This is a genomic window from Synechococcus sp. RC10B2 (assembly GCF_047502635.1).
Window position 1 is genome coordinate 95,176 of record NZ_JANSHO010000006.1, and the last position, 24,834, is coordinate 120,009.

General features: G+C 60.5%; 23 protein-coding genes. 10 read left to right on the forward strand and 13 right to left on the reverse strand.

Annotation, left to right across the window (positions count from 1 at the left end):
* Positions 1-121 precede the first annotated feature (121 nt).
* Positions 122-1,993 (reverse strand): N-acetylmuramoyl-L-alanine amidase, encoded by a 1,872-nt coding sequence (locus NW855_RS00965; protein ID WP_414508263.1) that lies wholly within the window; start codon positions 1,991-1,993, stop codon positions 122-124.
* A 342-nt stretch (positions 1,994-2,335) separates the two neighbouring features.
* On the opposite strand from NW855_RS00965, the gene NW855_RS00970 reads away from it, so the two are divergent.
* The gene (locus tag NW855_RS00970) at positions 2,336-3,256 is read left to right on the forward strand and encodes a hypothetical protein (protein ID WP_240527338.1); all 921 of its coding nucleotides are present in this window, start codon (positions 2,336-2,338) and stop codon (positions 3,254-3,256) included.
* 55 nt (positions 3,257-3,311) lie between these two features.
* Here NW855_RS00970 and NW855_RS00975 read toward each other — a convergent pair whose 3' ends face one another.
* The 7 genes from NW855_RS00975 to sufR form a co-directional block, all read right to left on the reverse strand.
* Complete coding sequence (locus tag NW855_RS00975) at positions 3,312-5,603, reverse strand: DUF1796 family putative cysteine peptidase (protein WP_414508264.1); 2,292 nt, start codon at positions 5,601-5,603, stop codon at positions 3,312-3,314.
* 301 nt (positions 5,604-5,904) lie between these two features.
* On the reverse strand, positions 5,905-7,239 hold the full coding sequence (locus NW855_RS00980) for a sensor histidine kinase (RefSeq protein WP_011430998.1): 1,335 nt from the start codon (positions 7,237-7,239) through the stop codon (positions 5,905-5,907).
* A 25-nt stretch (positions 7,240-7,264) separates the two neighbouring features.
* Positions 7,265-7,870 (reverse strand): tRNA-(ms[2]io[6]A)-hydroxylase, encoded by a 606-nt coding sequence (locus NW855_RS00985; protein WP_011430999.1) that lies wholly within the window; start codon positions 7,868-7,870, stop codon positions 7,265-7,267.
* A 201-nt stretch (positions 7,871-8,071) separates the two neighbouring features.
* The gene (locus NW855_RS00990) at positions 8,072-9,142 is read right to left on the reverse strand and encodes a 3-deoxy-7-phosphoheptulonate synthase (RefSeq protein ID WP_011431000.1); all 1,071 of its coding nucleotides are present in this window, start codon (positions 9,140-9,142) and stop codon (positions 8,072-8,074) included.
* Between the two features lie 546 nt (positions 9,143-9,688).
* Positions 9,689-11,044 (reverse strand): efflux RND transporter periplasmic adaptor subunit, encoded by a 1,356-nt coding sequence (locus NW855_RS00995; protein WP_099883714.1) that lies wholly within the window; start codon positions 11,042-11,044, stop codon positions 9,689-9,691.
* 87 nt (positions 11,045-11,131) lie between these two features.
* A complete protein-coding gene (locus tag NW855_RS01000) occupies positions 11,132-11,257 on the reverse strand; it encodes a hypothetical protein (RefSeq protein WP_255322479.1) in 126 nt (41 codons plus the stop codon).
* Positions 11,258-11,307: 50 nt separating this feature from the next.
* Entirely contained in the window at positions 11,308-12,036 is a 729-nt protein-coding gene (sufR, locus tag NW855_RS01005) for an iron-sulfur cluster biosynthesis transcriptional regulator SufR (protein ID WP_011431002.1), read from the reverse strand.
* A gap of 162 nt (positions 12,037-12,198) precedes the next feature.
* On the opposite strand from sufR, the gene sufB reads away from it, so the two are divergent.
* The 5 genes from sufB (at position 12,199) to NW855_RS01030 (ending at position 18,481) form a co-directional block, all read left to right on the forward strand.
* Positions 12,199-13,635 (forward strand): Fe-S cluster assembly protein SufB, encoded by a 1,437-nt coding sequence (gene sufB / locus NW855_RS01010; RefSeq protein WP_414346244.1) that lies wholly within the window; start codon positions 12,199-12,201, stop codon positions 13,633-13,635.
* 126 nt (positions 13,636-13,761) lie between these two features.
* Positions 13,762-14,535: a Fe-S cluster assembly ATPase SufC gene (gene sufC / locus NW855_RS01015; protein ID WP_414508265.1), complete on the forward strand. Its 774-nt coding sequence runs from the start codon at positions 13,762-13,764 to the stop codon at positions 14,533-14,535.
* Positions 14,532-15,818 carry a Fe-S cluster assembly protein SufD gene (gene sufD, locus NW855_RS01020; protein WP_099812916.1) on the forward strand — a complete coding sequence of 429 codons (1,287 nt, stop codon included), beginning with the start codon at positions 14,532-14,534 and terminating at the stop codon, positions 15,816-15,818. The genes sufC and sufD overlap by 4 nt, the downstream gene beginning before the upstream one ends.
* A gap of 673 nt (positions 15,819-16,491) precedes the next feature.
* Positions 16,492-16,944 carry an AbrB family transcriptional regulator gene (locus NW855_RS01025; protein ID WP_011431008.1) on the forward strand — a complete coding sequence of 151 codons (453 nt, stop codon included), beginning with the start codon at positions 16,492-16,494 and terminating at the stop codon, positions 16,942-16,944.
* 136 nt (positions 16,945-17,080) lie between these two features.
* Positions 17,081-18,481 (forward strand): 1-acyl-sn-glycerol-3-phosphate acyltransferase, encoded by a 1,401-nt coding sequence (locus tag NW855_RS01030; protein ID WP_011431009.1) that lies wholly within the window; start codon positions 17,081-17,083, stop codon positions 18,479-18,481.
* A gap of 321 nt (positions 18,482-18,802) precedes the next feature.
* Here the strand turns inward: NW855_RS01030 and NW855_RS01035 are convergent, their stop codons facing one another.
* Both NW855_RS01035 and NW855_RS01040 read right to left on the reverse strand, forming a co-directional pair.
* Positions 18,803-19,228 carry an NfeD family protein gene (locus NW855_RS01035; protein WP_011431010.1) on the reverse strand — a complete coding sequence of 142 codons (426 nt, stop codon included), beginning with the start codon at positions 19,226-19,228 and terminating at the stop codon, positions 18,803-18,805.
* Between the two features lie 83 nt (positions 19,229-19,311).
* Positions 19,312-19,551 (reverse strand): hypothetical protein, encoded by a 240-nt coding sequence (locus tag NW855_RS01040; RefSeq protein WP_011431011.1) that lies wholly within the window; start codon positions 19,549-19,551, stop codon positions 19,312-19,314.
* Positions 19,552-19,693: 142 nt separating this feature from the next.
* Here NW855_RS01040 and NW855_RS01045 point away from each other — a divergent pair, with 142 nt between their 5' ends.
* Entirely contained in the window at positions 19,694-19,882 is a 189-nt protein-coding gene (locus NW855_RS01045) for a hypothetical protein (RefSeq protein ID WP_011431012.1), read from the forward strand.
* On the opposite strand, the gene NW855_RS01050 is transcribed toward NW855_RS01045, so the two are convergent.
* From NW855_RS01050 to NW855_RS01060, 3 genes are all read right to left on the reverse strand, one after another.
* Positions 19,864-20,934: an SAM-dependent methyltransferase gene (locus NW855_RS01050; RefSeq protein ID WP_011431013.1), complete on the reverse strand. Its 1,071-nt coding sequence runs from the start codon at positions 20,932-20,934 to the stop codon at positions 19,864-19,866. The two genes, NW855_RS01045 and NW855_RS01050, sit on opposite strands and share 19 nt — an antisense overlap.
* On the reverse strand, positions 20,931-21,533 hold the full coding sequence (leuD, locus tag NW855_RS01055) for a 3-isopropylmalate dehydratase small subunit (protein ID WP_414402452.1): 603 nt from the start codon (positions 21,531-21,533) through the stop codon (positions 20,931-20,933). Before leuD ends, NW855_RS01050 begins: the two co-directional genes overlap by 4 nt.
* 138 nt (positions 21,534-21,671) lie before the next feature.
* Complete coding sequence (locus NW855_RS01060) at positions 21,672-21,998, reverse strand: phasin family protein (RefSeq protein WP_011431016.1); 327 nt, start codon at positions 21,996-21,998, stop codon at positions 21,672-21,674.
* Positions 21,999-22,039: 41 nt separating this feature from the next.
* Between NW855_RS01060 and NW855_RS01065 the strand changes: the two genes are divergently transcribed.
* The 3 genes from NW855_RS01065 to pyk all read left to right on the forward strand — a co-directional run bounded on the left by NW855_RS01065 (position 22,040) and on the right by pyk (position 24,788).
* A complete protein-coding gene (locus tag NW855_RS01065; protein WP_011431017.1) occupies positions 22,040-22,387 on the forward strand; it encodes a hypothetical protein in 348 nt (115 codons plus the stop codon).
* Positions 22,384-22,542: a hypothetical protein gene (locus NW855_RS01070; RefSeq protein WP_011431018.1), complete on the forward strand. Its 159-nt coding sequence runs from the start codon at positions 22,384-22,386 to the stop codon at positions 22,540-22,542. The genes NW855_RS01065 and NW855_RS01070 overlap by 4 nt, the downstream gene beginning before the upstream one ends.
* Positions 22,543-22,946: 404 nt before the next feature.
* Positions 22,947-24,788 (forward strand): pyruvate kinase, encoded by a 1,842-nt coding sequence (gene pyk / locus NW855_RS01075; protein ID WP_011431019.1) that lies wholly within the window; start codon positions 22,947-22,949, stop codon positions 24,786-24,788.
* Positions 24,789-24,834 lie beyond the last annotated feature (46 nt).

Consider the following 24,834-nt stretch of genomic DNA (forward strand, 5'->3'; position numbering starts at 1 on the left):
GCTGCTGTATCCTACCCTGCTTCCGAGAGTCTCGGCGACAGCTTCCCTACCCTGGGACTTCGTCCCTTCACGGAGTGGGCCGTAGGGGCGAACGGCTCAAACCAAAGATCCGACCGAGTCCCTATCTTTGGCGGCTACGCAGAAAGGCCTCGATGCCCTCGGCAATGGCCCGCGCCAAAATGGCCTGGTATTCGGGGGTAGCCAACTTTCGCCCTTCGGTTGGGTTGGTTACATACCCCAGCTCCAGCAGCACCGAAGGCATGCCCACCGGCGTTTCCCGCACCATGAAGAAGCGGGCCCGTCGCACCCCCCGGTCGGCGGCGCCGCTGGCCCTCACCAAGCTGCGGTGCAAGACCACAGCCAGCTCGGCGCTGTCGGGCCGCAGGTAGTAGGTCTCAATGCCGTGGATGCTGGAGCGCTCTAGAGCATTGGCGTGGATGCTCACCAGCAGAGTGGCGTTGGCCTGCACGGCCATATCCACCCGCGGCTGCAGCAGCACTTCCCGGTCGTCGGTGCGGGTCATCACCACCTCATACCCCCGCTCTTGCAACAGGTGTCGTACCTGGTGGGAAACGGAGAGCACGATGTCCTTTTCCTGGATCCCACCCACCCCAATGGCACCGGGATCCCGTCCGCCGTGGCCTGGATCGATGGCGATGACCGTCCGGCCCCGGCGGGAAGGAAGGGAAGCTTGGGCAGGCGGTTGCGGCTGGGGTGCGGACGGCGGAGCGTGGAGGGGGCGCAGCTCCAGGGTGATGCGGCGGGATCCCTGGCCGGGATTGGGCTCAAAGACGTTGAACTCTTCGGCAGGTTGCACCAGAATGCTGACCGTGCGGGCATCTTCCTGCACAAAGCGGATCCGCTGCACCGGCCCTCCAATTGGCAAGCCGGGATCCGGCAAGGACTCGGGTAGGCGGGCCGGTGCCACGTTGATGCGGTAGCCGCCGCTTTCCGGATCCCAGCCGGCCCGGTAGAACATGAACCCATCGGCGCTGATGATGAGCTGATTCCCCCGCAGCTCCACAGAGCGCAAGGTAGCCAGGGGCCCTTGGGAGTCGGCAGAGCTGAGATCGGGCAGAAGGCTGGCCTGGGCAGCACCCCCGGCGGGCTGGATCCAGATTCCTCCCTGCTGCGGGTCGTAGCGGGCCTCCCAGTCGCCACTGGAAGGATCCACATCCAAGACCACGCGGGCGATGGTGGGCTCGAATTGCCCCACCCGCAGCCGCGAAACCCCCAGGCGGTTGACGGTATAGACCCGCTGGGTGAGGGCGGGGCTGAGGGTGGTGTTGAGAAAATCCACCACCACTCGATCCGGATCGAGGATGCGCCGCACCGTGGTGGAAGGGCTACCCTGAGTGCGGATGAAAAAGCCCTCCGCTTGCGGAGAAATGGCCAAGATCCGATGGCTGGAAGGGGAGGTTGCAGGAGGAGAGAGTGGGCTGGCTTCGGGGCGGCGGGGCAGCGGCGGGGACGGTGAGATGGGATCCCTGGGGCCGGCTGCCGAGGGAAATAGCGGTGCTGCTGCGGGCAAGGGCTGCTCGGGTTGGAGGAACTGGACAGCCCAGCGGGAGGGACCAGCCGTGAGCAGTTGCAGTTGGTCGAGGCTGAGAGGCTGATCCGGCTGCAGGTGCAGCACAAAGCGAGTGATCGTTGGGGTGAACTGTTTGATCTCCAACGAGGTAACCCGCCCCGGAAAGGTCTGGGTTTGGGGCTCCCGCCCAAAGAGAGTGTTGGGAAAATCCAGCACTACCCTAGAAGGGTTTTGCAGCACAAACAGAAAAGGACGCACCTCTCCCTGGGTGTTGACCTCTAGCCATCCCCGCTGCGGGTCGTAGTGCCAACTCTCGATGCGAGACAAGCCAGGAACGGCGGTCAGCTCTGCTTGAGCGGGCAAGGGGGAAAATAAACCTGCTCCGGCCAAGCCCAGCAGCAGCGTTGCCCCCCACAGAGAGCTCTGCCTAGACAGTTTGGGCTCCCGTTCCAATCCAGGCATGAATTGCACCCACTCCGGCACACCTGCTGCCCTCAACTATACCAAGCTCCCCCCAGAGCGGCCTGAGAGGGAGCGCAATTTCGCCGTTGCCAGTCGGCCCAGGCCACAATGGGTAGGGATCCTCGTCCTGCCTCTGGAGTGTGGATGTCCCCCCTACCTGATCCCCTCCCCCTGGCCCGCGCTGGGGACAGCCAAGCGATCCTGCGGGTGGTTCGGGCAGAGCTCCTGAAGTGGCGCTGGCCCGCGCAAGTGTATCTTGCCGACAACACCTTGCGCATCGACCTGCTGGGATCCCCGTCCCAAAGCCCCTCTCCGCCGGTTGTTGTGGCCCGGCTGTTTTTGATGGTGAAGCAACTGCGGATTCCACGCCTAGAGCAATTGGAAATCCGCGCTTTCTGTGGCTCTCAGTTGCTTTGGCAGCGCAGCCTGCGTTTGAGATCCCAAAAGCGATGGGATCGGTTTTCTTTTGATAGCTGGGCGATAAATATCTGGGCTTACCCAGTTGCATTTGTGGTAGCCCTGCTGGTAAACAGCATTGCCCTATTGGAGTTGTTACATTTGCCTTGGCACATTTGGATTCACGAGCTGGGCCATGCCAGCATTGCCTGGTGGAGCGGGCATCGAGCTTTGCCCTTACCTTTTGGCTGGACCAGCATCAGTCCGGAAAAGGATCCCTTTGTGTACTTTGGGATCCTCTTTTTGCTGAGCTTGCTATTCTGGTCGACCCGCAAGGAGCGGATTCGATGGCTACAGGCATTGGTTGTTGTTCTTGCGCTGCTGCAGTTTTATATGACCTGGCTAATGCCCAATCGCACCAAAGAAATGCTAATTACCTTTGGCGGCGTGGGCGGCGAGTTTTACATCAGCACCTTCTTGATGGCCTGCTTTTATCTTCGCTTGCCAGATCGCTGGCGGTGGGACTTTTGGCGATTCGTCGTTCTGGGAGTTGCAGCCAGCAGCCTCTGGAGAAGCTTTTGGCAATGGCACAGAATCCAAAAAGGGCTAGCTCCGATCCCGTGGGGAACTCTGCTGTGTGGCCAGGGGGATGCTGGTGGGGATATGAACCGCTTGGTTGATGATTTTGGCTGGAGTGCCGACCAAATTATCCAGACCTACAAATGGTTAGGGAACTTGTGCATTTTGTTTATATTGGGCTTGTATATCGTATTTTTATTGCGAATGAACGATGGGATTTGGCTAAACCTACAAGCAAGGCTGATCCTCTGGGCTGATGCTCTTTCTGTGCCAAGCAAACACCGCTGAGGTAGGGCAGAGCAGGATCCTACCGGCATCGCATTCTAGGTAGGATCTCAGGCAATTAAGCCGGCTGGGGAGGACACCAGAAAAGATTGCGGCTGGAAACTCCCAGAGAATGGAGGATCTCTCTCATGATCTCTGTGCAGTACCGCCAATGCTCGGGATCCGCACACATGCGGTCGGGGTTGAACTCCATATCGTAGTGGATGACATTGGGGATCCCGGCAAACTCCTCTGAAGGCTGAGGGGAAATGATAAGGAGTAGGAAGGGCTTGCCCTTTCGCTTAGCGGACAATTTATCCATCAAGTCGATCACCGCGCCCCGCTGACAGCCGCCTGTGCGCACGAACAAGATCTTGTCCGCCTTTTCCAAGACATATAGAAAGCGCTTGGCGCGAGCTGTATAACGAGTCCGCATCCGCTCATGGATTGGATTCATATTCTGCAGGGGGTCTTCCCCCTCTTCCACCTCATGGCCGAAAGAAAGACCTGTCCACTTGCTGTGATAAATTCGCCTGTCTTCAGGGCTGTAGTGCAAATATTGCGGATCCCACATGCCCTGAAACTCGTGGTGGATCATATCGGCTACATCCGCTAGGTTGCTGGTGCGGGTTAGATCAAACGGAAAGGCAGGCCCGTCGTATTCCAACTTGTAGAGCAGCATCCGCACCGCACAGCGATCCCCCAGGGGAACAACAGCAACGCGATGAATATCAGATAAGGCGCATGTGTATTCCAATAGCATGACCGAGTTGGGAGCAGCCTTGACCCGGCTTTCCAACCCCCCCTCTCCAATCATCAACGTGCGAAAGGGAGCATCGCGATAGAGGGGATCCTCATAAACGCCTGTTGGCAGAGCTTTGAGGGCAGCCCGCACTTCTTTCCACATAGGGTGGATGTTGTACTCATAGCTGCTTTGGTTAATCACACACAGGCGGGGCTTGGGATCCAAGCCGGCGGATGGGTAGCTAAGTTTGAGGAGTGTTAGAGTCCCGTCACTAAAGACTATTTCTGAGGATTCCGGAGAGAAAAAATCGGCTGCCGGAGAAAAGACAAGGTCGGCATCTGGGGGAATGGAAAGGGTTGTTTGAATCAAGCCATTCTCATGAATGGAGAGGGAGTACAAAGGTTGATCTTGCCCTTTCTCACCGCTTTTACCAATATATAAGCCTGGCTGTAGTCGAGCTTCTTGAAAAGCAGCTTGTAAAGATTGCCAAGTCGGTGTCAAGGTGTAATCATAAGGAGTAATATTAACAAGGTGGAATCGATTCTGACCCTCCAAGGCCGCCCAAAAGCCAGAGGGATCCTCAAAAATCAGCTTTTCTTTGGATGATGCCAGCTTTAGGGGGGCTGACTTCACAGTGTTGGGATCAAAAATCGAGAGGTCAATAGCCGCAAACATGAGTTGGTGCCCCTTGGTATTAGGGTGGGCCGCGTCAAAAGCCAGATCTGGCTTCCAGCGCCCCTGGCCATCGTCTAAGATGGGCAGCCAGTTGAACACGGGGCATCCCCAACTGAGCATCCTTTGCTGAGTTTCCTGCAAAAGCAGATGCTGTTCTAGGCCGTAGTCTGCATGGGGGTAAACCCCTCCCAAAACTGGCAAGGCTCCAATGTCTTGAATTCGCTGAATTAACCGCTGCAGGCCGTTTTCAAACCGCCTTTGGACGGCACGGCGATGCTCCGGCAGAGCCGTGGCCAAGCCTTCATTTCCCAAAGACAAGGCAACAATAACGACATCGGGATGTTCAGGGATCACCACCTGCTCAAATCGGGCCAGGGTTCGGCTGACGTTTGCCCCCAATTCGGAGAGGTTCCGCACTTGATGGCCATAGCGTTCTCGTAGAGCTTTCTGCAACAGCCAGGCCCATCCTCGCAACAGCCAGGCGCTGCACCCCAGGGCCACCGAACTGCCCAAGACGACTATCTTCAGTCCCGGACAATCTTCGGGCTCAGGCTCGCTCACCGGCAAGGCAAAATAGCCGTATGGATAGAAAGGGATCCGGCCAAACTCGCCATCTTCCACGATCAAAACTGCCGGCAAAGGTTCCGGCTCAAGCGGCACCCAGCGATTCCTATCGGCGGCTTCCCAAATAACTTCGCCATCGGCCTGAACGCGCAGGTACCGGTACTCCAGTCGAGGGGTTTCTTCGAGTCCCTCCCCAGAGGACAGTGGGCTAGAAGTGCCATCTGCCGGGCCTAATGGCAACTCCACCCACCAGAGCGGGTAGCGATCGGGATCCGTCTGCAGCCAAACACAGCGGCAGGGATCCCAGGCGCCCAGTTGAGGGCTGGATCCCACCAGGGCAATTCGATCGCCGGGCTGAGTGGTGGCGCGAACTTGAAAGCGATACATTTTCCGAAGGAGAGGGAGAGGAACCTATTCTGGATTTGCCGGTAGATAGACAGGCTTGATCAGTTGGCTTATTACCCTGCCGACAACTGGTAAGAGAAAACAAAAGCTGCGATCCAGTTCCGCCTTGTCTGGCCTATCCTGAGTTTTAAAAAAAAGAAGTTCCCAGATCCGCAAACAGAAAACACAGAAGGCCACAAAAAAGACCTAAAGCCCCAAAGTAAAGCTCTCTAAGTAAAGAACAATTGAAATTTAGCTTGAACTTAACATACTGTCCAAGAATTGTCTGTTTTCTGGAGCACTTTCAGAGGGTTTCTGGAGTGCAAGTTTCCAATTGTCGCTGGGGCAAAATCACCTCAAAGGTGGATCCCTGCCCCACCTCGCTCTCCACCTGCACCTGCCCCCGATGCTGCTCGGCGATGCTTTTGACAATGGCCAGCCCCAAACCCGATCCCGACCGCCGATTGGGATCCCCGCTGCGGGCCGGATCCACCCGGTAGAAACGGTCGAACAGGTGGGGCAGCGCCTGGGGTGGGATCCCCGGCCCGCTATCTTGCACCTGAAGCACCAGTTCTGGGGATCCGGAGCGCAGCCGCTGCCTAAGGCGCACCTGCACCTCGCCGCCAGAGGGAGTGTGGAGAAGGGCGTTTTCGATCAGGTTGGTGAACAGGCGGGCCAACAGGTCTTCATCTCCCCAAAAGGCGAAGGGATAGCCCTCTGCTTCCTCGTCGGGGGTGACAATGTCCAGCTTGAGGTGGATCCCTTTCTGGTTGGCCAGCCCTTGCAACTCCTCTACCACCTGCAGCAGCAGAGCATCCAGCGCACAGCAGCGGGGCTGGAAAGGCACCATGCCGCTGTCGTGGCGGGCCAGAAACAGCAGGTCGTCCACCAGGCGGCCCAGCCGCAAACACAGCCGCTCCACCATCTGCCAGCGCTGGCGGGTGTCGGCGTCCAGGTGCGGATCGGCCAAAGCCACCTGTACCGTGGTTTGAATGCTGGCCAAGGGGCTGCGCAGCTCGTGGGAGGCATCGGCGGTAAATTGCTTGAGCTGCTGGTAAGACTGGCGGATGGGCTGCATGGCCAAACCGGAGAGCAGCCAGCCGATTCCCCCCACACAGGCCAAACTGGCCACTACCCAGAGGCTGAGATCCCGAATGAGCTGGCGTGTCGGCTTGCTCACCTCAAACCAGGGGTGGCTGACCCGCAAATACCCCAGCAGCTTCCCACCGGCCAGGATCGGCTCGGTGAACTGGCGCAGCCAATACCCAGGCGCGATGCGGGCGGTGTGCAGGGATCCCTCGGTCAGCAGGGGGGCAGGGATGCCGCCGGGCACCGTGGACCAGATGAGGGATCCCTGGGGATCAAACCACTCCAGGTCGATGTGGTCGTCCTCCAGGGTGCTGGGATCATCCCGAAAGCTGGCCTCTAAGCTCTGGCGGGCCTGCTGTGGATCCAAGAGGCTCTCGTCCACCACCAGGGAGCGCTCGACAATTTCCACCACATGGCCCAGCGTGTCGTCCACCCGCTCGATCAGGGTTGACTGCACATACCAGTAGAAGCTGCCGGCAAACAGCAACAAAAACACCCCTGTTACCACGGTGTACCAGAGGGCCAACCACCGCCGCGTTGCCTGGAACATGGGGGTTGCGCGGGAAGGGGATGGGTTAGCTGTGGACACGAGGCTCAGGGTGAAGGGTCGATAAAATCTCCGCTTCCACCTGCAGCAGGGTGTCCAGCCGCTCCTGCACCTCGTCAGCGGGGAACTGCTCCAGCGCCAGGTCTAGATACAACTGCCAGTGCCGCTCTTCAGCCGCCGCCAGCCAGAGGTAAAACTGCCGCAGCTCCGGGTCGGGGGCGTGGATCCCCAGCAGGCCCAGGCGTTCGTGGCTGCGGGCCTCGATGATGGCGGCCACCAGCAAAGCGTCCAAAAGGTGCTCCGGCTCGGAGCGGCGCAGGTGCTGGTTGAGACGGCTGGCGTAGGGAGCAGCCGAGAGGGGCCTGATCGGGATCCCCAGCCGTTGCAGGTGGCGATGCACCCGCTCAAAGTGCTGCAGCTCCTCCCGCGCCAGCGGCGACAGCGCTTCCACCAGCCGCCCGTTGGCCGGGTAGCGAAACAGCAAACTAAGGGCGTTGCCCGCCGCTTTTTTCTCGCAGTTGGCGTGATCCAACAAGATAAGGTCGAGGTGACGAATGGCTTGGTCGATCCAGGCCGCAGAAGTCGGCGAGGCCAGTTGTAGCGTCGGCACAGGGTCAGAAGAGGTTTCAGGCATCAACAGCTTCCAGGTTGACCCACCCTGCCCGCTGCGGGAGCAGGGAACGGAACTGGGTTAATCGGATCTTAGCTTTGCCGGCGTACCCCTTTCTAAGTCTTGGATCCCGTCTGACGCTCTGGCAGCAGTTGTCCCTATCCCCGGCCCCTCTCCCAGAGGGAGAGGGGAGTTCGGGGATTTTTCAGAAGGCTGGCCCCCGCCTCAATGGCTCAGAGCCAAGGTTTTCCCTGCTACGACCGCCGCCATCTCCTGCAACAGGTCTTCGGTCTCTTCCCAGCCAATGCAGCCGTCGGTAATGGAAACGCCGTACTGGAGCGGCGCCCCTTCCTGCCAGGTTTGCTTGCCCGGGTTGAGGTTGCTCTCCAGCATCAGCCCCATCAAGGCCCGCTGCCCCGCTTGGTACTGCTGTAGCACCGCCCGACAGACGGATCCCTGCCGGCGGTAGTCCTTCTGTGAGTTGTCGTGGGAGCAGTCCACCATCACCGAGCGCGGGATCCCTTGATCCTTCATCAGCAACGCCGCCCGCGCCACATCTTCCGGGCCGTAGTTGGTTCTGCCGCCGCCGCCGCGCAACACGATGTGCCGATCCGGGTTGCCGGTGGTTTTCACCAAGGCCGTCATGCCGTCTTGGCCAATGCCCAGAAAACTGTGGGGGTGGCTGGCAGACAAGATGGCGTTGAGGGCAATTTCCAGCCGCCCGTCGGTGCCGTTTTTGAAGCCCACGGGCATGGAGAGGCCGCTGGCCATTTCCCGGTGGGTCTGGCTTTCGATGGTTCGGGCGCCGATGGCCGCCCAGCTCACCAGGTCTGCGGTGTATTGAGGGGTCACCGGATCCAGCATCTCGGTGGCACAGGGCAGGCCCAGCTCGTTGATCTGCAGCAGGATGGAGCGGGCCAGTTGCAAGCCGGTGGCAATGTCGCAGGAGCCATCCAGGTGGGGATCGTTGATCAACCCCTTCCAGCCCACGGTGGTGCGCGGCTTCTCAAAATAGGTGCGCATCACGATCACCAGGTGCTCGCGGGTTCGGTCGGCCACCCGCTTGAGGCGGTGGGCGTACTCCAAGGCCGCTTCCGGATCGTGGATGGAGCAGGGGCCGACGATCACCACCAGGCGATGGAGATCCCGTCCGTGGATGATGTCGCGAATGGCCTGCCGCGTGGAGAGCACCACTTGGGCTGCCGTTTCCGTCAGCGGCAGCTTGGCCTTGACAGCAGCAGGGGCAATCAAGGGAGTCACCTCTTGGATGTTGCAGTTGTCGGTTTGGGGGGGCATAGAACTGTCCTTCATTGTGTCCAAGGGATGGGCAAGTGAGGGATTGAGCTGTCGAGCCATCAAAAAAGCCCTGGCACTGGGCTCAGGGCTTCAGGACTGACTCAGGTAAACCTAGGCTTTATAGTTTACGCGCCACCCTTCCGCCCTGGTCGCTGCCAGGGAAAGGTAAAGTAGCCAAAAAAGGGAGCGCGCAAGATCATCTTCAGGGGAAGGAACTCGGAATCTGTACGAGATGAGTATAGCGGAAGTATACCCAAAAAGAAACTGGATTTGCCAAGACGGGCTCAGGTTCTGGGTCGCTCCCAGGGTTCCCCGGGCGCAGCCCAGAGGACGGCTTTCCCCCACCCAGCTCAAGAGGCTTGCCCGCCCCGTAGCCATCGCTCTGCGACGCTGTTGCAAGCGGTGCGAGGAGAAAAGCTTCAGGGCAACTAGGAACTTCCTGCCGCTGCCTCAGCCTGACAGGGCCGCAGCGGCGAAAGCCCCGCAAGCCCGGCGGAAACCAAGACAGTCAGCAGGACTCTGGGCTTCTGTCCCAGAAAACAGGCTTCAGAAGGATCCGGCCCGAACGGCAGCCGCTTCCTGGATCACCTCGTCTCCAGGCTGCAGCCCGGCGTGGATCTCCACCAGATCCCCATAGCGGGATCCCACCGCCACCGGCGTAAACAGCGGCTTGCCGTCCGCCAGCCGATACACGCCCGTCAGGCCGAACTGTTCTACCAGGCTTGTCTGGGGCAGCAGCAGGGCTTGGCGGGTTTCTCCTGCCAACTTCAGACGGCCCAGCATGCCCGGCATGGCTCCGGGGAGCGGAGGGATCTCCGCCTTGACTTCCACGGTTCTCGAGCTGGGATCGGCGCTGGGGATGATTTGGCGAATGGCTCCCTCCACGGTTTGGTTGAGGCTGTCGATGCTGATGGGCACCCCTTGTCCCACCCGGATCTGGCCGGCCAGCGATTCGGGCACAGCCACGGAAAACCGCAGCCGCTCGCTGCTTTCTAGCTCCACTATCGGCTGGCCCGGCCCCGCCAAAGCCCCTACCTCCACATACTTGCGGGTGACGACGCCGGCAAAGGGGGCAACCAGGGTTCCGTAGGCCAGGTTGGCTTGGGCTTGTGCCACCCCCGCCTGCGCCTGGGCCATGGCCGCCTGCACCTCAGGGATCCGGCCTTTGGCCTGGGCAAGCTGGGCCCGCGCTTGGGTCAATCCCTGTTCGGCCTGCTGGATCCCGGCCTCGAGCTGGGCCAGCCGGCCCAAGAGCACGGCTACCCGCGTATTGGCCTGATCCACCTGGGCTTGGGCCACGGCCCCTTCGGCGTGCAGCTTCTGCATGCGTTCTTGGTGCAAACGGGCCTCCTGCAGCTCCGCTTCCGCCTGCTGCTTCTGGGCTTGCACCTGGCGCAAGGCTTCTTCCGCTCCCCTCACCCCTGCCTGGGCGGCCAGAAGGCCTGCTTGGGCCTGCTGCAGTTGCGCCTCAGCCTGTTGCCGCTGGGCCTGGGCCTGTTGCTGGGCGGCCTGCACATCGCTGACATCCAGACGGGCAATCAGGGATCCGGCCGCCACCTGCTGCCCCTCCTGAACCGGCAGCTCCAGAACTCGGCCCACAATGCGGCTGCTGAGGGAGGTGCGCTCCACAGCCTCTAGGCTGCCCACCAGAATCCGCTCTTGGCCGATTTCCCGAGGCTTGACCTCCATCGTGGCCAACGGGGCGGCCTTGGCGGTTTCCAAGGACTCCGTCTCGCTGACGGGAAGCTCCGAAGCGGCTACCCCTGGACCGGGCCGGCTTTGGGATCCCAGCAGCCAGCCGCCCAGCCCCCCTAGCGAGAGGAACAGCAGCGCCCAGCCCAGGTGGCCCCAGCTCCAGCCGGAAAACCTTTGTTGGTGCAACCTGCCGACTTGAGTTTCCATAGTGCAAGTGTCCAAGGCGTAACTTGAGAGTGACGAGAGAAAGAGGCTAAGGAAAGACCAAATCTCCCAATGGCTTGGAGATGGGCTCTATGAGAGCCCCACCCCCTGCAAACTGAGGCGCTCAAACCAAGGCACCGCCCACCCCCAGCGCATCTTGGCTAGGAAATACTGCTCAAAGGCGGACTTGAGCCAACTGACCCATGGCCCTTGCACGGCCAGAGCTATAGCTGCTCTTGCCTGTCTTCCGAAGCCGCCACCTACTGCTACTCGTGGCTGGGTCTAGGAGGGGATCCCATCCTGGCAATCCAGTAGCCGCACTGGTGTTCTCCGTTCACCTGCCAGGTGAGGCGCTCTACCCGGCAGTCGGGCAGGGCGGCGGCAAACATCTCCAGCTCGTGGCCGCAGACGCTGGGAAAACGCTGGGCAATTTGGGCGATGGCGCAGTGGTGCTCCACCAATACGTATTGCTCGGCATACTGCTCAGCGCCTTCTGTTGCCCTGGCCGCAGCCAGGTGGTTGGGGTAGGGGTAGTACTCCGCCATGTAGCCTTCTGCCTGGCGCAACTGCACCAAGCGCTCCAGCCGCTTGGCCAGGGATCCGCATCCCATCTGGGCTTGGTACTCTTGGGCTTTGCGCTGCCACTGCTGCTGGAGCAGGGATCCCATCTGTTCGGATCCCAGGGTTTCGGCCAGCGTATTGAGCAGGCCCAGGGCAAACTCGTCGTAGCTTGTGGGGAATTGCGCTTCCCCTTGGGGGCTAAGCTGATAGAAGTGCTGGGGGCGGCCCAGGCCACTGGCTTGAGCGACGTGGTGGATCAGCCCCTCCGCCTCTAGATCCTTGAGGTGGCGGCGAATGGCTTGGGGAGAAATGCCCAAGTGCTCTGCCAGAGTCTGGGCGGTGGCCTGCCCCGCCTTGCGCAAATAGACTAGGATGGCCTGCTTGCTGGAAAGGGGCTGCGTGAACCGCCCGGTGATCTTGTGCGCGCTCTCCACCCTCGCCCTCCTGGTTAGACTGGGTTCACTCGGCTGCCGCTGCCAGCACAGCTACTTTGACAACGGGATCATTGCTACAGTAACCTGAGGGTTAGTTAAGCAACAACCGTGTTGTTTTAGTTGGCCGTCTGTCTTGACCCTGTCCCTAACCAAGAGCCATCCATGTCTACGAGCGTCCGCACCCTCATTAGCCAGCCCTACAAGTACGGCTTTGTTACCGACATCCCTTCTGAGTCCATCGGCAAAGGCCTAAACGAGGACATCATCCGGCAAATTTGGGCCAAGAAGGGGGAGCCGGACTTCATGCTGGAGTTTCGGCTGCGGGCCTACCGCCAGTGGCTGAAGATGAGCGAGCCCACCTGGCCAAACGTCACCTACCCCCCCATCGACTACCAGAACATCGTCTACTACTCGGCCCCCAAGGTGCAGCAGAAGAAGAAAAGCCTGGACGAAGTGGATCCGGTGCTGCTGGAAACCTTTGAGAAGTTGGGGATCCCTTTGTCAGAGCAGAAGCGGCTGGCCAACGTGGCGGTGGACGCCATTTTCGACAGCGTCTCGGTGGCCACCACCTTCCGGGAGAAGCTGGCCAAGGAAGGGATCATCTTCTGCTCCATGTCGGAGGCGCTGCGGGAGTACCCTGAGCTGGTGCGCAAGTACCTGGGCACGGTGGTGCCCATTGCCGACAACTACTACGCGGCGCTGAACTCGGCGGTGTTTAGCGACGGCTCCTTTGTCTATGTGCCCAAAGGGGTGCGTTGCCCGATGGAGCTCTCCACTTATTTTCGTATCAACAACGGCGAGTCGGGCCAGTTCGAGCGCACCCTGATCATTGCCGACGAGGGATCCTACGTTAGCTACCTGGAGGGCTGCACAGCCCCCATGTTCGACACCAACCAACTGCACGCGGCGGTGGTGGAGCTGATCGCCCTGGACAATGCCGAGATCAAGTACTCGACGGTGCAGAACTGGTATGCCGGCGACGAAAACGGCAAAGGCGGCATCTACAACTTTGTGACCAAGCGCGGCCTCTGTCAGGGGGCCAACTCCAAGATCTCTTGGACGCAGGTGGAGACCGGCTCGGCCATCACCTGGAAGTATCCAAGCTGTGTGTTGGTGGGGGAAAACTCGGTGGGCGAGTTCTACTCAGTGGCCCTCACCAACCACTACCAGCAGGCCGACACGGGCACCAAGATGATCCACATCGGCCGCAACACCCGCAGCAGAATTATCTCCAAAGGCATCTCGGCAGGGCACTCGAAAAACAGCTATCGCGGCCTGGTGAAAATTGGGCCCAAGGCAGAGGGCGCCCGCAACTTTTCCCAGTGTGATTCCCTGTTGATTGGGGATCAGTGCAGCGCCAACACCTTCCCCTACATCGAGGTGCAAAACCACACCGCCAAGGTCGAGCACGAGGCCTCAACTTCCAAGATCGGAGAAGAGCAACTGTTCTACTTCCAGTCGCGCGGTATCTCCACAGAAGACGCCGTGTCCATGATCATCAGCGGCTTCTGTCGCGAGGTGTTCAACCAACTGCCGATGGAGTTTGCCGTCGAGGCGGATCGGCTGCTGAGCCTGAAGCTAGAGGGATCCGTTGGCTAGATCCTTGGCAAGGGATCCTGCCTGTTGTCCATTGCCGAGGGGTCTGGCGCAGCTAGATTTTGGGGAGCGGCGCTGGGGGGAACTCCTAGGCGCCAAGCTGTCATCGATTCGAGAGCAACTGCTGACATGATCCGGGAAAACAGCCCTGTCATCCTCTCCGTTCGCGATCTCACGGCCGAGATCGACGGCACTCCTATCCTCAAGGGGGTAAACTTGGAAATCCGCGCCGGCGAGATCCACGCCATCATGGGGCCCAATGGCTCTGGGAAAAGCACCTTCTCCAAGATCTTGGCCGGTCACCCCGACTACCGGGTAACAGGGGGCGAGATCCTCTATTTGGGCAAGGATCTCTTGGCCATGGAGCCGGAGGAGCGGGCCTGGGCCGGGATCTTCTTGGCCTTTCAGTACCCCATTGAGATTGCGGGGGTGAGCAACTTGGATTTTCTGCGGGCTGCCTACAACGCCCGGCAGAAATACCGGGATCAGCCGGAAATGGATCCCCTCGAGTTTGACGACTTCGTGCGGGAAAAGCTGAGCATTGTCAAGATGGATCCCGCTTTTTTGGAGCGCCCCGTCAACGAGGGGTTTTCTGGCGGCGAGAAAAAGCGCAACGAGATCCTGCAGATGGCCGTGCTGGAGCCGACCCTGGCCATTTTGGACGAGACGGACTCTGGCCTCGACATCGACGCGCTGCGCATCGTTGCCCAGGGCATCAACCAGCTAGCTGGCCCCGAGAAGGCCATACTCCTCATTACCCACTACCAGCGCCTGCTGGAGTATGTGACCCCTGACTATGTGCATGTGATGGAAGGGGGGCGCATTGTCCTTAGCGGGGACAAGAGCTTGGCGCTGGAGCTGGAAGAGCGGGGCTACGACTGGCTCAAGGAGGAGGCGCGATGAGCAACCCCTCCGAGAGGGCTGAGCGCTTTGGCCACTCCTTTCTGGAGCACCTCCTCCGCCAAATCCCGGAGGTAGAAGATCCCCATACCACCCTGAGGCAGCAGGCCCGCGCCCAACTGGCGGAGCTGGGGATCCCCACCCCCCGCGAGGAAGACTGGAAATACAGCGACCTCTCGCCGCTAGTGGCCCATGCCTTTCGCCTGGCCGGCCCTGGGGATCTGGGTCTGGAGCGGGCCACCCTGGAGCCCTGGCTGTGGCCGGAGAGCCGTCACAGCTATGCGGTGTTCGTCAACGGCTACTTTGCCCCCCAGCTTTCTGACTTGAGCGGCCTGCCGTCGGCCCTGCGAATAGCTCCTCTGAGCCAGTCTGCCCCTGGATTGTTGCAAACCATCGCCAAGGTCGATGTCTTCAGCGCCCTCAACACCGCCCATCTGGCCGACGGGATCCAAATCGAGCTGCCACCCCAGCAGGAAGTTTTGCCGCCCTTGCACCTGCTCTGGGTGACGGTGGCCTCTGAAGGAGAGGCGGTTCTGGCCCAGCCCCGCTGTCTGGTGGCTTTGCAGGCCCACAGCTCCCTCACCCTCATCGAAGACCACGTCTCGTGGGGGGCAGGGATCCCCTTCGGCAACGCTGTTACCGAGATCGCCCTGGCCGAAGGATCCCGTCTACACCATGTGATCCTGCAGCGGCAGGGATCCCAGGCTTTTCACATCAACCAGACTGCCGTGCGCCAGGGCCGCGACAGCCACTACCGGCTGCAGGCCATCCAGTGGGGATCCCAGTTTTCCCGCCACAACCTGGAGCTTGTCCAGGTGGAGCCCCAGGCCCACACCCAGCTGCAGGGGCTGACCCTGGTGAAGGGATCCCAGCACAGCGACACCCACTCCCGCTTGCTCCATCAAGCGCCCCACGGCAGCAGCCGCCAACTGCACAAGTGCATCGTGGACGAGGCGGCCCGCGCGGTCTTCAGCGGGCGGATCCTGGTGAGCCAAGCAGCCCAACTGACAGACGCCGCCCAGACCAACCGCAACCTGCTGTTGAGCCCCAAGGCGCGGGTGGATACCCGGCCCCAACTGGAGATCTTTGCCGACAACGTCAAATGCGCCCACGGAGCCACCGTCAGCCAACTGGAGGCGGAAGAGATCTTCTATCTGCAAAGCCGCGGCATTCCCCAAGCCCAGGCCAGGCAACTCCTCACCTACGCCTTTGCGGCAGAGATCCTAGAGGGGATCCCGCTGGCCCAGCTTCCTTCCCAGGTGGCCAAGCGCTTGGGATCCGGCTGAGTTGTCCCTCCCATTTCGCTCCAGCCCTTACTGCCATCGGCCAGTCTTGAAATGGCTGCTAGCGGCCTGCGTCGCCCGCGCCCGTCGAACGGCGAAAAAAAAACGCCCGTGGCGTCGCCGGCTCCCGCCGAGAAGCCCGAAATCCCTTACCGGCCCTGTAGGTGATGGCATTGGGCCGCAGGCTTGCTTTGGCTATCTTTCCGACCCGTTGTGCAAAACAACTCCAGCCCCTTTTGCTGAAGTTCGGAGAAGCTGTCTTGGGGGTTTAGGGCGGCAGAGGGGTGGGAATCGGAGGAACAGATCTAGTCTGGTTGGCGCGACTTTATCATCGCCAATCCTGGCCTGGCCCACTTCTCTTCCCCCGATTCTGCGGATCCCTCTGGCCTCTCTGCCGAAGCACCCAGCGCGCCGAAGAGCCATACCGATTCTCTAGCCTTTGGCGCCATCAAAACAAAAGCTGCAGCCCCCCTCCGCGCTTGAGTCCCTGCTCCCCCCTCACCTTTTACCACGGCAAGAACACCGATTGAACGCCTATTGAGGAGAGCCTTTCTCCTTTAGAGAACCACTTCAAGTAGTAGGAGAAAAATGTGGCCTCGAAAAGAGTCCCCAACTTTTGGTTGCAGAAGTACGCCAGGAGGTTATGATCCTGGAGAGGACTGTAGGGCATTAGAAAATGTTGGACATACCACCACAACCTTTAACCGGAAAGGCTCTCCTGCAGAAGGTAGAAGCGTTGAGCCATCTTCCGCGCCGCGAGACGGCAAAGCGCTGTGGCTACGTAACCATGACCAAGACCAACAAGCTCCGCGTCAACTTAAATGAGTTTTATGATGCGGTGCTGGCGGCAAAAGGTCTGAGCCTCAGTCCAACTGCCAAGCGTGACAGGCGCGGTCGCGAGCCAACCTTTCGCGTGAGCGTTCACAAGAATGGTCAGATCATCATCGGGTCCGCTTACACCGAAAAAATGAATCTCAAGCCCGGCGATGAGTTTGAGATTCAGTTGGGCTATAAGCACATTCACCTCAAGCAAGTGCTCAACGGTCAGGTGATGGAGGACTCAACCTCGAACGAAGAAGCTGCCCCCAAAAAGACGCGGAGCCGCAGGAAAAAAACAACAGGAGCTTGAACCTCTTCTGGAGTTGGGCAAGGGAATCCAGTTGAGAAACTGTCACTGCAGGGCTTTCTCTCTTCCAAACCCTCCTTAAGATGGGATCCGAAGCTTGGGTTTATTGACTTCGCCAACCCTAGATCTGAAGATCCCTATGTACCAGACTGTTCAACCTCCTCTCAAGTTTCTGCCGCCGCGATTGACGCCTTGGGTAGTTCGTTTGGCGCAAGCGGGTTTGCCCTTGTGGTTGCGCTGGGCCAAGGGGATCCCGCGCGTTGAGGTGGAGGGGGGCGAGCGTTTGGCCCAGCTTTATCAGCAATTTGAGGCAGGCAAGATTCGCCTGTTGGTAGCCTTTCGCCACCCCACCCTCGACGATCCCCCCTGCTTGATGTACCTGTTTTCCCATCTTCTGCCTCAGGTAGCTCGACAACAGGGGATCCGCCTGCGGCAGCGTCCCCATGTTTTGTTTGTCTACGACCGCGGCCTGCCCCTATGGCTGGGCTTCATTGGCCGCTGGGGGCTTCCCCGGCTGGGCGGGATCCCGATTTTGCGGGGCCGTCTGGATCGGGCAGGGCTGAAGAGCTCTCGCGAGCAGTTTGTGTCAGGCCCGTACCCCCTGGCGGTGGCTCCCGAAGGGACAATCAACGGCATGAGTGGGCTGCTCAACCCGCTGGAGCCGGGGGTGGCCCAAATGAGTTTCTGGGCGGTGGAGGATCTGCACAAGGCGGGGCGCCCGGAGGAGGTGCTGATCTTGCCGGTGGGCCTCCGCTACTCCTACTTGAGGGATCCCAGCCTGGCGCTGGACAGGTTGCTCCGCCGCATGGAGGCGGATTGCAAGCTCCCGGCCACGCGCTCGGCCCATGTCGGCAAAGGGTTTTTGATGGCCCGCCTGCTCCGCCTGGCCGAGCATCTGATTCAGGTGATGGAGCGTTTTTACGAGCGCTTCTACGCCCCAGCTTTGCCCGACGCGGCGCGGGTCAGCCTGAAAGGGGGAGGGGATCTGTTGGCACGTCTGCAAAGCCTATCGGATCTGGCCCTGCGCGTGGCCGAGCAGCACTTTGGCCTGCAGCCCCAGGGAGACTTGATCGAGCGGCGGCATCGCATCGAACAGGCAGGCTGGGCCTGGATCTACCGGGAAGATATCCCTGATATTGCGGCGCTTTCGGCTGTGGAGAAGGGGTTGGCCAATCGCGTCGCCTCTGAGGCCAGCTTCCACCTCTGGCACATGCGCCTGGTGGAGACCCTGATGGTGTTTGCCGTGCGTCCCCTGCCGGAGCAACCCAGTTTGGAGGAACTGGCCGAAACCGCCCTGCGGCTGTGGAACCTGTTGGCCTGGATCAAAGGCAAAAACGCCGTCGGCGCTGCCCCCCCCAGGTTGGGGCCGCGGCTGGCCCGTTTCAGCATCGGCGATCCCCTCTCGGTTTCGGAGCGCTGGCCCGCCTACCAGGCCAACCGCCGGCAAGCCGTACAAGCTCTAACCCAGGATTTGCAGGCGGAGATGGAGCGGCTGCTGCAAGGGATCCCGCGCTCCCCTGCGAGCGTGGCCGTCGGCTGAGATCTGGGTTGGCTGGCCTTGTCGAGGGGAGCGGGAAGGCCTGGGCCGAAACCGATACCGGCCTGTTGTTGGGAATTGTTGCGCCGCCTGTAGGGAAGGCCTCCCCAGCGTTCAGCCAGAAACCGCGGGAGCCCCGCCCTCTATCCCCCCACCGCCAACGGCATCTTCTACTTAGAACCTGCTAGACCTGTTGGGATGGGTAGCCGAGTACGGTGGACTGAGGGCGAGCTTCTTGTTCGCCTTCGCAGAGATTCCCCGACTCCTCAGGTGTTTCTTCAAAAGAGCCTGTCCAGTGAGTCGCAGCCAAGCCTCTGATCCCCCTCAAGACTTGAGCATCTGCATCGGCATCACGATCAGGGTATTGCCTTGGCGATCGACCACGTAGAGCTCTTGCCCAGGCTGGATCTCCAGGTCGGGGACGCTGCACTTGGCATTCCAGGTGGAGCCGAGATAGGAGACCCGACCCCGCTTGCCCGGCGGAATGGCCGTAACTGCCCGCGCTTCTCGCGATTCCTTCAGGAGATCTTCCAGCTGAGTTGAAGTAGAGGGCAGCAGACGCCGGCTGAGAACGATCAACCCAAGGGAGAGCACAATCCAGGCCGAGAACTGGGCCCAAACTGGCCACCCCCAATAGGCCAAAAGAGCAGCCCCTAGGGCAGCCACACCCGCCGGCCCGGCCACCAACTCCGGCAAAAACAGCTCGGCAGCAATGAGAACCAAGCCGAAGACAACCCAGGGCCAAACCATACAACCCAGGCATTCGACCCCATTTAATTAGTATGGCTCAAAGCACCTGGATTCTGCACTGGGATTTGTTGCCGAGCTGTTAGCTAGCCGCCCAGGCGGTAGTTCTCCAAAAACTGCAGGGGATCCACCTCTGCTTGGGGGGGATCCTTGGGTAGGTTCCTGGATTCGGCGATCCGCATCAGCGTCTCCCAGTCGGTGTTCATGACGAAGGCCACTGCTTGACGAGCCGCCTCTCGGTGGGGGCAGGCGTCGCCCAAGACACAGCCATCTCGGCAAAGAGTGGCGCAGTCGTGCTCAGTGCTCTTGAGAGTTGGGCCAGCCATGAGGTCGTTTTCTCCTAGGCTTTTACATTTTCTTCAGAATACCTGACCTGAAGAGAATCTTGCGCCTGCCGGGGATCGGAATGGGCGCAGATAGCCTGGATGAAGTGAGAAGACCGGTTAAGCCCAGAGGAGCAGTGGTTTTATGGAGTTTTCCCAACTGCAGGTGCTGGTGGAGCAAGCCCTGGAAGATAAGAAGTTAACCCGCAGCGAGGTGGATCAAATCATCGCCGCCATCCGGGCCGATGGCAAAATCTCCCCGGAAGAGATGAGCTTGCTGGAGTCCATTCGCGAGAAGGTGCTGCGCCGGGAAATTCAGGTGGTGGAAGAGTGAGGGGCCGGGATCCCTTTTTGCAGGTAGAGGGTAATTTCGCTGCGGTTGTGAAACAGGTGGCGCGCCCTCACCACCGGGAAGGCGCTGCCCAAGATGTCTAGGGTCTGGCGGAGCACCCGCAGGCGATGCTGGTGGGGGAGCTTTAGGGTCATCACGGCTGCCCCCTGCGGCTCCAGATGAGGGGCAAAAGCCGCCATCAGATGGGCAGAGGCACGGCCATCCATGCGCATGTCGTTGAGGATGAGGTGAAACTGACCTGGACAGCGGGCCAGATAGGCTTGGGCGCTGAGGCGATGGTGACAAATGCCGGCATCGTGGCGGAGGCGCTCGTCCAGCTCCGCCGGATCCACAGCCGTCACCTGCTGGCCATGCAGGCGCAAAATGCGCGACCAGCCCCCCGGCGCCGCCCCCAGATCCAAGGCCCGTCCCCCTGGTTGCAAAGGGACGCGAAACACCTGGATGGCCTCCAGCAGCTTAAACTCCGCTCGGCTGATCTGGTCGGGATCGCGGCGAAAGCGGTGGACGCCGCCGGCCCAGGTGGAGAGGTTTTGCGCCGCCAGCGACAGGCCCAGCCAAGCCCGGAGCCCTGTCGAGCTGGCCAGGAGCACCACCGAGATCACCTGCTGGGGATCCTTGACCTGCAGAGGGGATCCCACCGTCGCCATCACCTGTTCGGCCAGGGCTGCGTTAACCTGGAAGGGCTTGACGTTGAGCTTGCCAAACCGGCGCGTCTGTACCGAAAAGCTGAGGGCAGGGTCGATGGCCGCCAAGAGGTTTTGATCGAGGCGCAGCAGGGAGATCTCGTCGAGCTGTCGCTCTTGGTGGATGGGGCAGATGTGGCGCAAAAAAATGGGCGGGTTAGCCTGCCAGGCCTGGGCAAGGTCGGCAAACGAGCGCTGGCTGCACACCCGCACTAGGCCAGGTGCCTCCGGCAAAGGCTGAAAGACGGCCTCGGGATCCGCTGCCGCAATTTCCCGCCTCGCCAGATCCAGAAAATCGGGGTCGGCGCTGCCCAGCCACAGGTGAGTAGTGGGGGGAAGAAACCTGCTCACCTGACCCGCTGCCATCGCAAATAGGGCAAGGAAGCAGCTACCTCTTGAATCCGCTCCCGGGTGGCCAGCAATTGTCCGGTGGCATCCCACGTCCCCTGCACCAGCATCTGCCAGGCCCCCTGTGGGATCTCGACAGCAGCGGTTCTATCCTCCCAGCACACCTGTTTGTTGAGCACATCCAGCGTCAACCGGAGCTGTGGATTCTCGGCCACCGCCCCTTGCAGGGTTTGGATCACGCTGGCGGGCGCCGTGACGCAGGGGATCCCCAAGGCCAGGCAGTTGCCGAAAAAGATCTCGGCAAAGCTTTCGCCGACGAGGGCGCGGATCCCCCACTTGGCCAGGGCTTGGGGGGCGTGCTCCCGGCTGGAGCCACAGCCAAAGTTGGCGTTGACCAGCAAGATCTCTGCCCCCTGGTACTGAGGCAGGTCAAAGGGATGCTGGCCGGGATTCTGGGCCCGGTCGTCGGCAAATACATGCTGGCCTAAGCCCTCAAAGGTAACGCACTTCAAGAAACGGGCCGGGATAATCCGGTCAGTGTCGATGTCGTTGCCCACCAGCGGGATCCCGCGGCCCGTGATGGTCAAAACTTCGCTTGGCATGGGAATTGCAGTGACCTTCTGGACTCAAAAGCTGGGAATTGGCTTCAGAGTTTTGCAGGGTATAGCCTGGGATCCCTTGCCCAACTCTGCTTGGCCGAGGGGGCAAGCCAAGCGCCAGAAACGAACCATCCAGCTCGGCTAGCGGCGGTAAACTTGGTTTTCCAGGTTGCGCACCTGCCGCTCCAGCCGATCCAGCCGCCCGCGCAGCTCGTCCATTTCCGATTGGCGAGGAACACCCAAATCCTGCAGGACGTTGCGCACCTGCCGCTGCACGTAAGACTCCAGGTTGCTCTGCTCGGATTTCACCTGGTTGAGCAGGTTGTTGATGACGTTGGAGGCCTCTTCTGGCTTGAGCTGACCTTTCTGCACCAGCTCGTCAGCAGCCTTTTTCAACTGCTCCGCGAGCAGAGCGGTGGTGCCCACGCCCATTAGTAAGAGCTGACGTAAGATACTGTTATTGTCCAACGCTGCCCTCCAGAGAATGCTTGCCGAAGGTACGGGCTTCTATGACTACCTATTCTCCTCAGTTTGCCCTCAACTTCGCAACCGGGTCGGCCAGCTTCCCGCTTTCGGCAGAGGGGGCGCGGGAGTGGCACAGGGCTTTGCAAACCCTTGTGGAGCGGCTCAAAGTGGGGGCAAGCGGCCCCCAACGCCAGCCCCAGGCGCCGATTGAGTTTCACCATGCCGCCCCAAACTTGTACCTGGAGATGTTCTGCAATCCCAATATCTGGCCCGGCCCCCACGCCGCCAAGGTGTTAGTAATGTTGAAAACAGGGGCATTGCGCCTTTCTATTGAAGTGGAGTTCTCCCGCCTGCAAGAAGACCTCAGCCAATATCTGGAGTCTCTGAGATGAGCGAAGGCCGACACGCTTTGGGCGAGGAGCCGGCGGTTATTGCAGTAACGGAGCTGCTGGTTGAGCCGCCAGGTGGGATCCCTGGCCAGATGGAGACCGTTTCTCTCACTTGGCACGATCGCCAGCACTCTCGGCAGCGGCTGGTGAGCGACTGAGGCAGGGAAATCCAGTTGATGCTGCCACCCATCTCCACGAGGAGGATCTGCTCTCCGCGGATGCGCAGCGACACATTCCAGTCGAGGCCCAAGATGGCATTTTCTGCCTAGAAGCGGTAAAAAAGGCTGGAAAAAGCAGGTAAGTGTGAGCTGTTTAGAACCCCAGAGGGTTGGCTCATCAACGCCGACGCCCATGCGGCGACGAATACGAAGTAACGGCAACCTTTGGACTTTGTCTGTGGAAAGTCAGCAGAGGCGCTTTGACAACGCCTTTAAGAGTCTGTTTCCGGGCTGCTTGAAAATCCCCGCCACTTAAGGCCGGAAGTGTCAAAACGGGTTATCGTATCAAGGGGATCCCTGTGTGGGGAAACAATCTGGGCTGCTCTCCCTTGGTAAAGATTGCCATGCATTCGAGCGAGTCTTTTCGACGCACCAAAATTGTTGCCACTATCGGCCCTGCCAGCTCCAACCCCGCCATCCTAAGGGAAATGATCCTGCAAGGGGCAACCACCCTTCGCCTCAACTTCTCCCATGGGGATCACGACCTGCACCGCCGCAACATCCGCCTCATCCGCCAAACCGCTATGGACCTCGGCATCCAGGTCGCCATTTTGCAAGACCTGCAGGGGCCCAAAATTCGCCTCGGCAAGTTCGCCGAAGGCTCGATCACCCTTAGGAGCGGGGATCCCTTCGTGTTGACCAGCAAGCCCATTTTGGGATCCCAGGAGCGCAGTTGGGTCACCTACGACAAGCTAGCCCAAGAGGTGCCGGAAGGGGCGACGATCCTCCTCGACGACGGTCGGGTGGAGATGCGGGTGGAGGCGGTGGATCCCGAGGCGGGGGAGCTCTTCTGCCGCACCATTGTCGGCGGCACCCTCTCCGACAACAAGGGGGTGAACTTCCCCGGCGTGCGCCTCAGCATCCGCGCCGTTACCGAAAAAGACAAAGAAGACCTCTACTTCGGCCTCAACCAAGGGGTGGACTGGGTGGCCCTCAGCTTTGTGCGGGATCCCTCGGATGTGCTGGAGCTGCGGGAACTGATGGCCGCTGTCGGCAAGCGGGTTCCTATCATTGTCAAGATCGAAAAACACGAGGCCATCCAACAACTGCCCCAGATCCTGGCCCTCAGCGACGGGGTAATGGTGGCGCGGGGAGATCTGGGCGTAGAGCTGCCGGCGGAAGAGGTGCCGATTTTGCAGAAGCGGATCATTGCCATGGCCAACTGCCTGGGGATCCCGGTGATCACCGCTACCCAAATGCTGGACAGCATGGCCCACAGCCCTCGTCCCACTCGGGCCGAGATCTCGGATGTGGCCAATGCTATTTTGGACGGCACCGATGCCGTCATGCTCTCCAACGAGACGGCGGTAGGCAAATATCCCGTCGAGGCGGTGGCGACCATGGCCCGCATTGCTGTGCGCATCGAACGGGATTACTTCAGCCCGATCTATGTCGATCGCCGCCAACACCTGCGCACCCTCACCCTGCAGGAGCTGAGTCAAAATAACGGCAGCCCCGGTGGCAATGGCTCGCCCCGGCCCAAAACCCTGGTCACCGACTCAATCAGCCGCGCCGTAGGGGAGATTGCCCAGGAGTTGGATGCGGTGGCGGTGATGACCCTGACCAAAACCGGGGCTACGGCTCGCAATGTCTCCCGGTTTCGCCCGCGCACCCCGATCTTGGCTGTAACTCCTCATGTAGAGGTGGCGCGGCAACTGCAGTTGGTGTGGGGGGTACGGCCCTTGTTGGTCATGGATTTGCCTACCACCCGCCAGACCTTTCAGGCCGCCATCAACGTGGCTCAGGAAGAAGGCTTGCTTAAGGATGGCGACTTGGTGGTGCTCAGCGCCGGCACTTTGCCAGGCGTATCCGGCTCCACCGATCTGATTAAGGTAGAGGTAGTCAAGGCAGTGGTGGCCAAAGGCAGAGGGTTTGGCAAAGGCACTGTCAGCGGCCCGGCCCGCATCCTCAGATCTAGCCTCGATGCCAGCAAGATCACTGCCGGCGACATCCTGGTTGCTCGCGCTACCGATGCCAACTATGTGGAGGCGATCAAACAGGCGGCCGGGGTGATCACCGAAGAAGATGGGGCCTCCTCCCATGCGGCGGTGATCGGTCTGCGGTTAGGGGTGCCGGTGCTGGTGGGAGTTAAGGATGCTACGCGCCTCATCCGCGACGGCGCCATCGTCACCCTAGACCCAGAAAAAGGCACGGTGACCTCAGGAGCAGATGGGCTGGGCTTTTAGAGGGTTTTGCGGTCATTTCAGACAAGTTTGAGACCGTCTCCCAGTT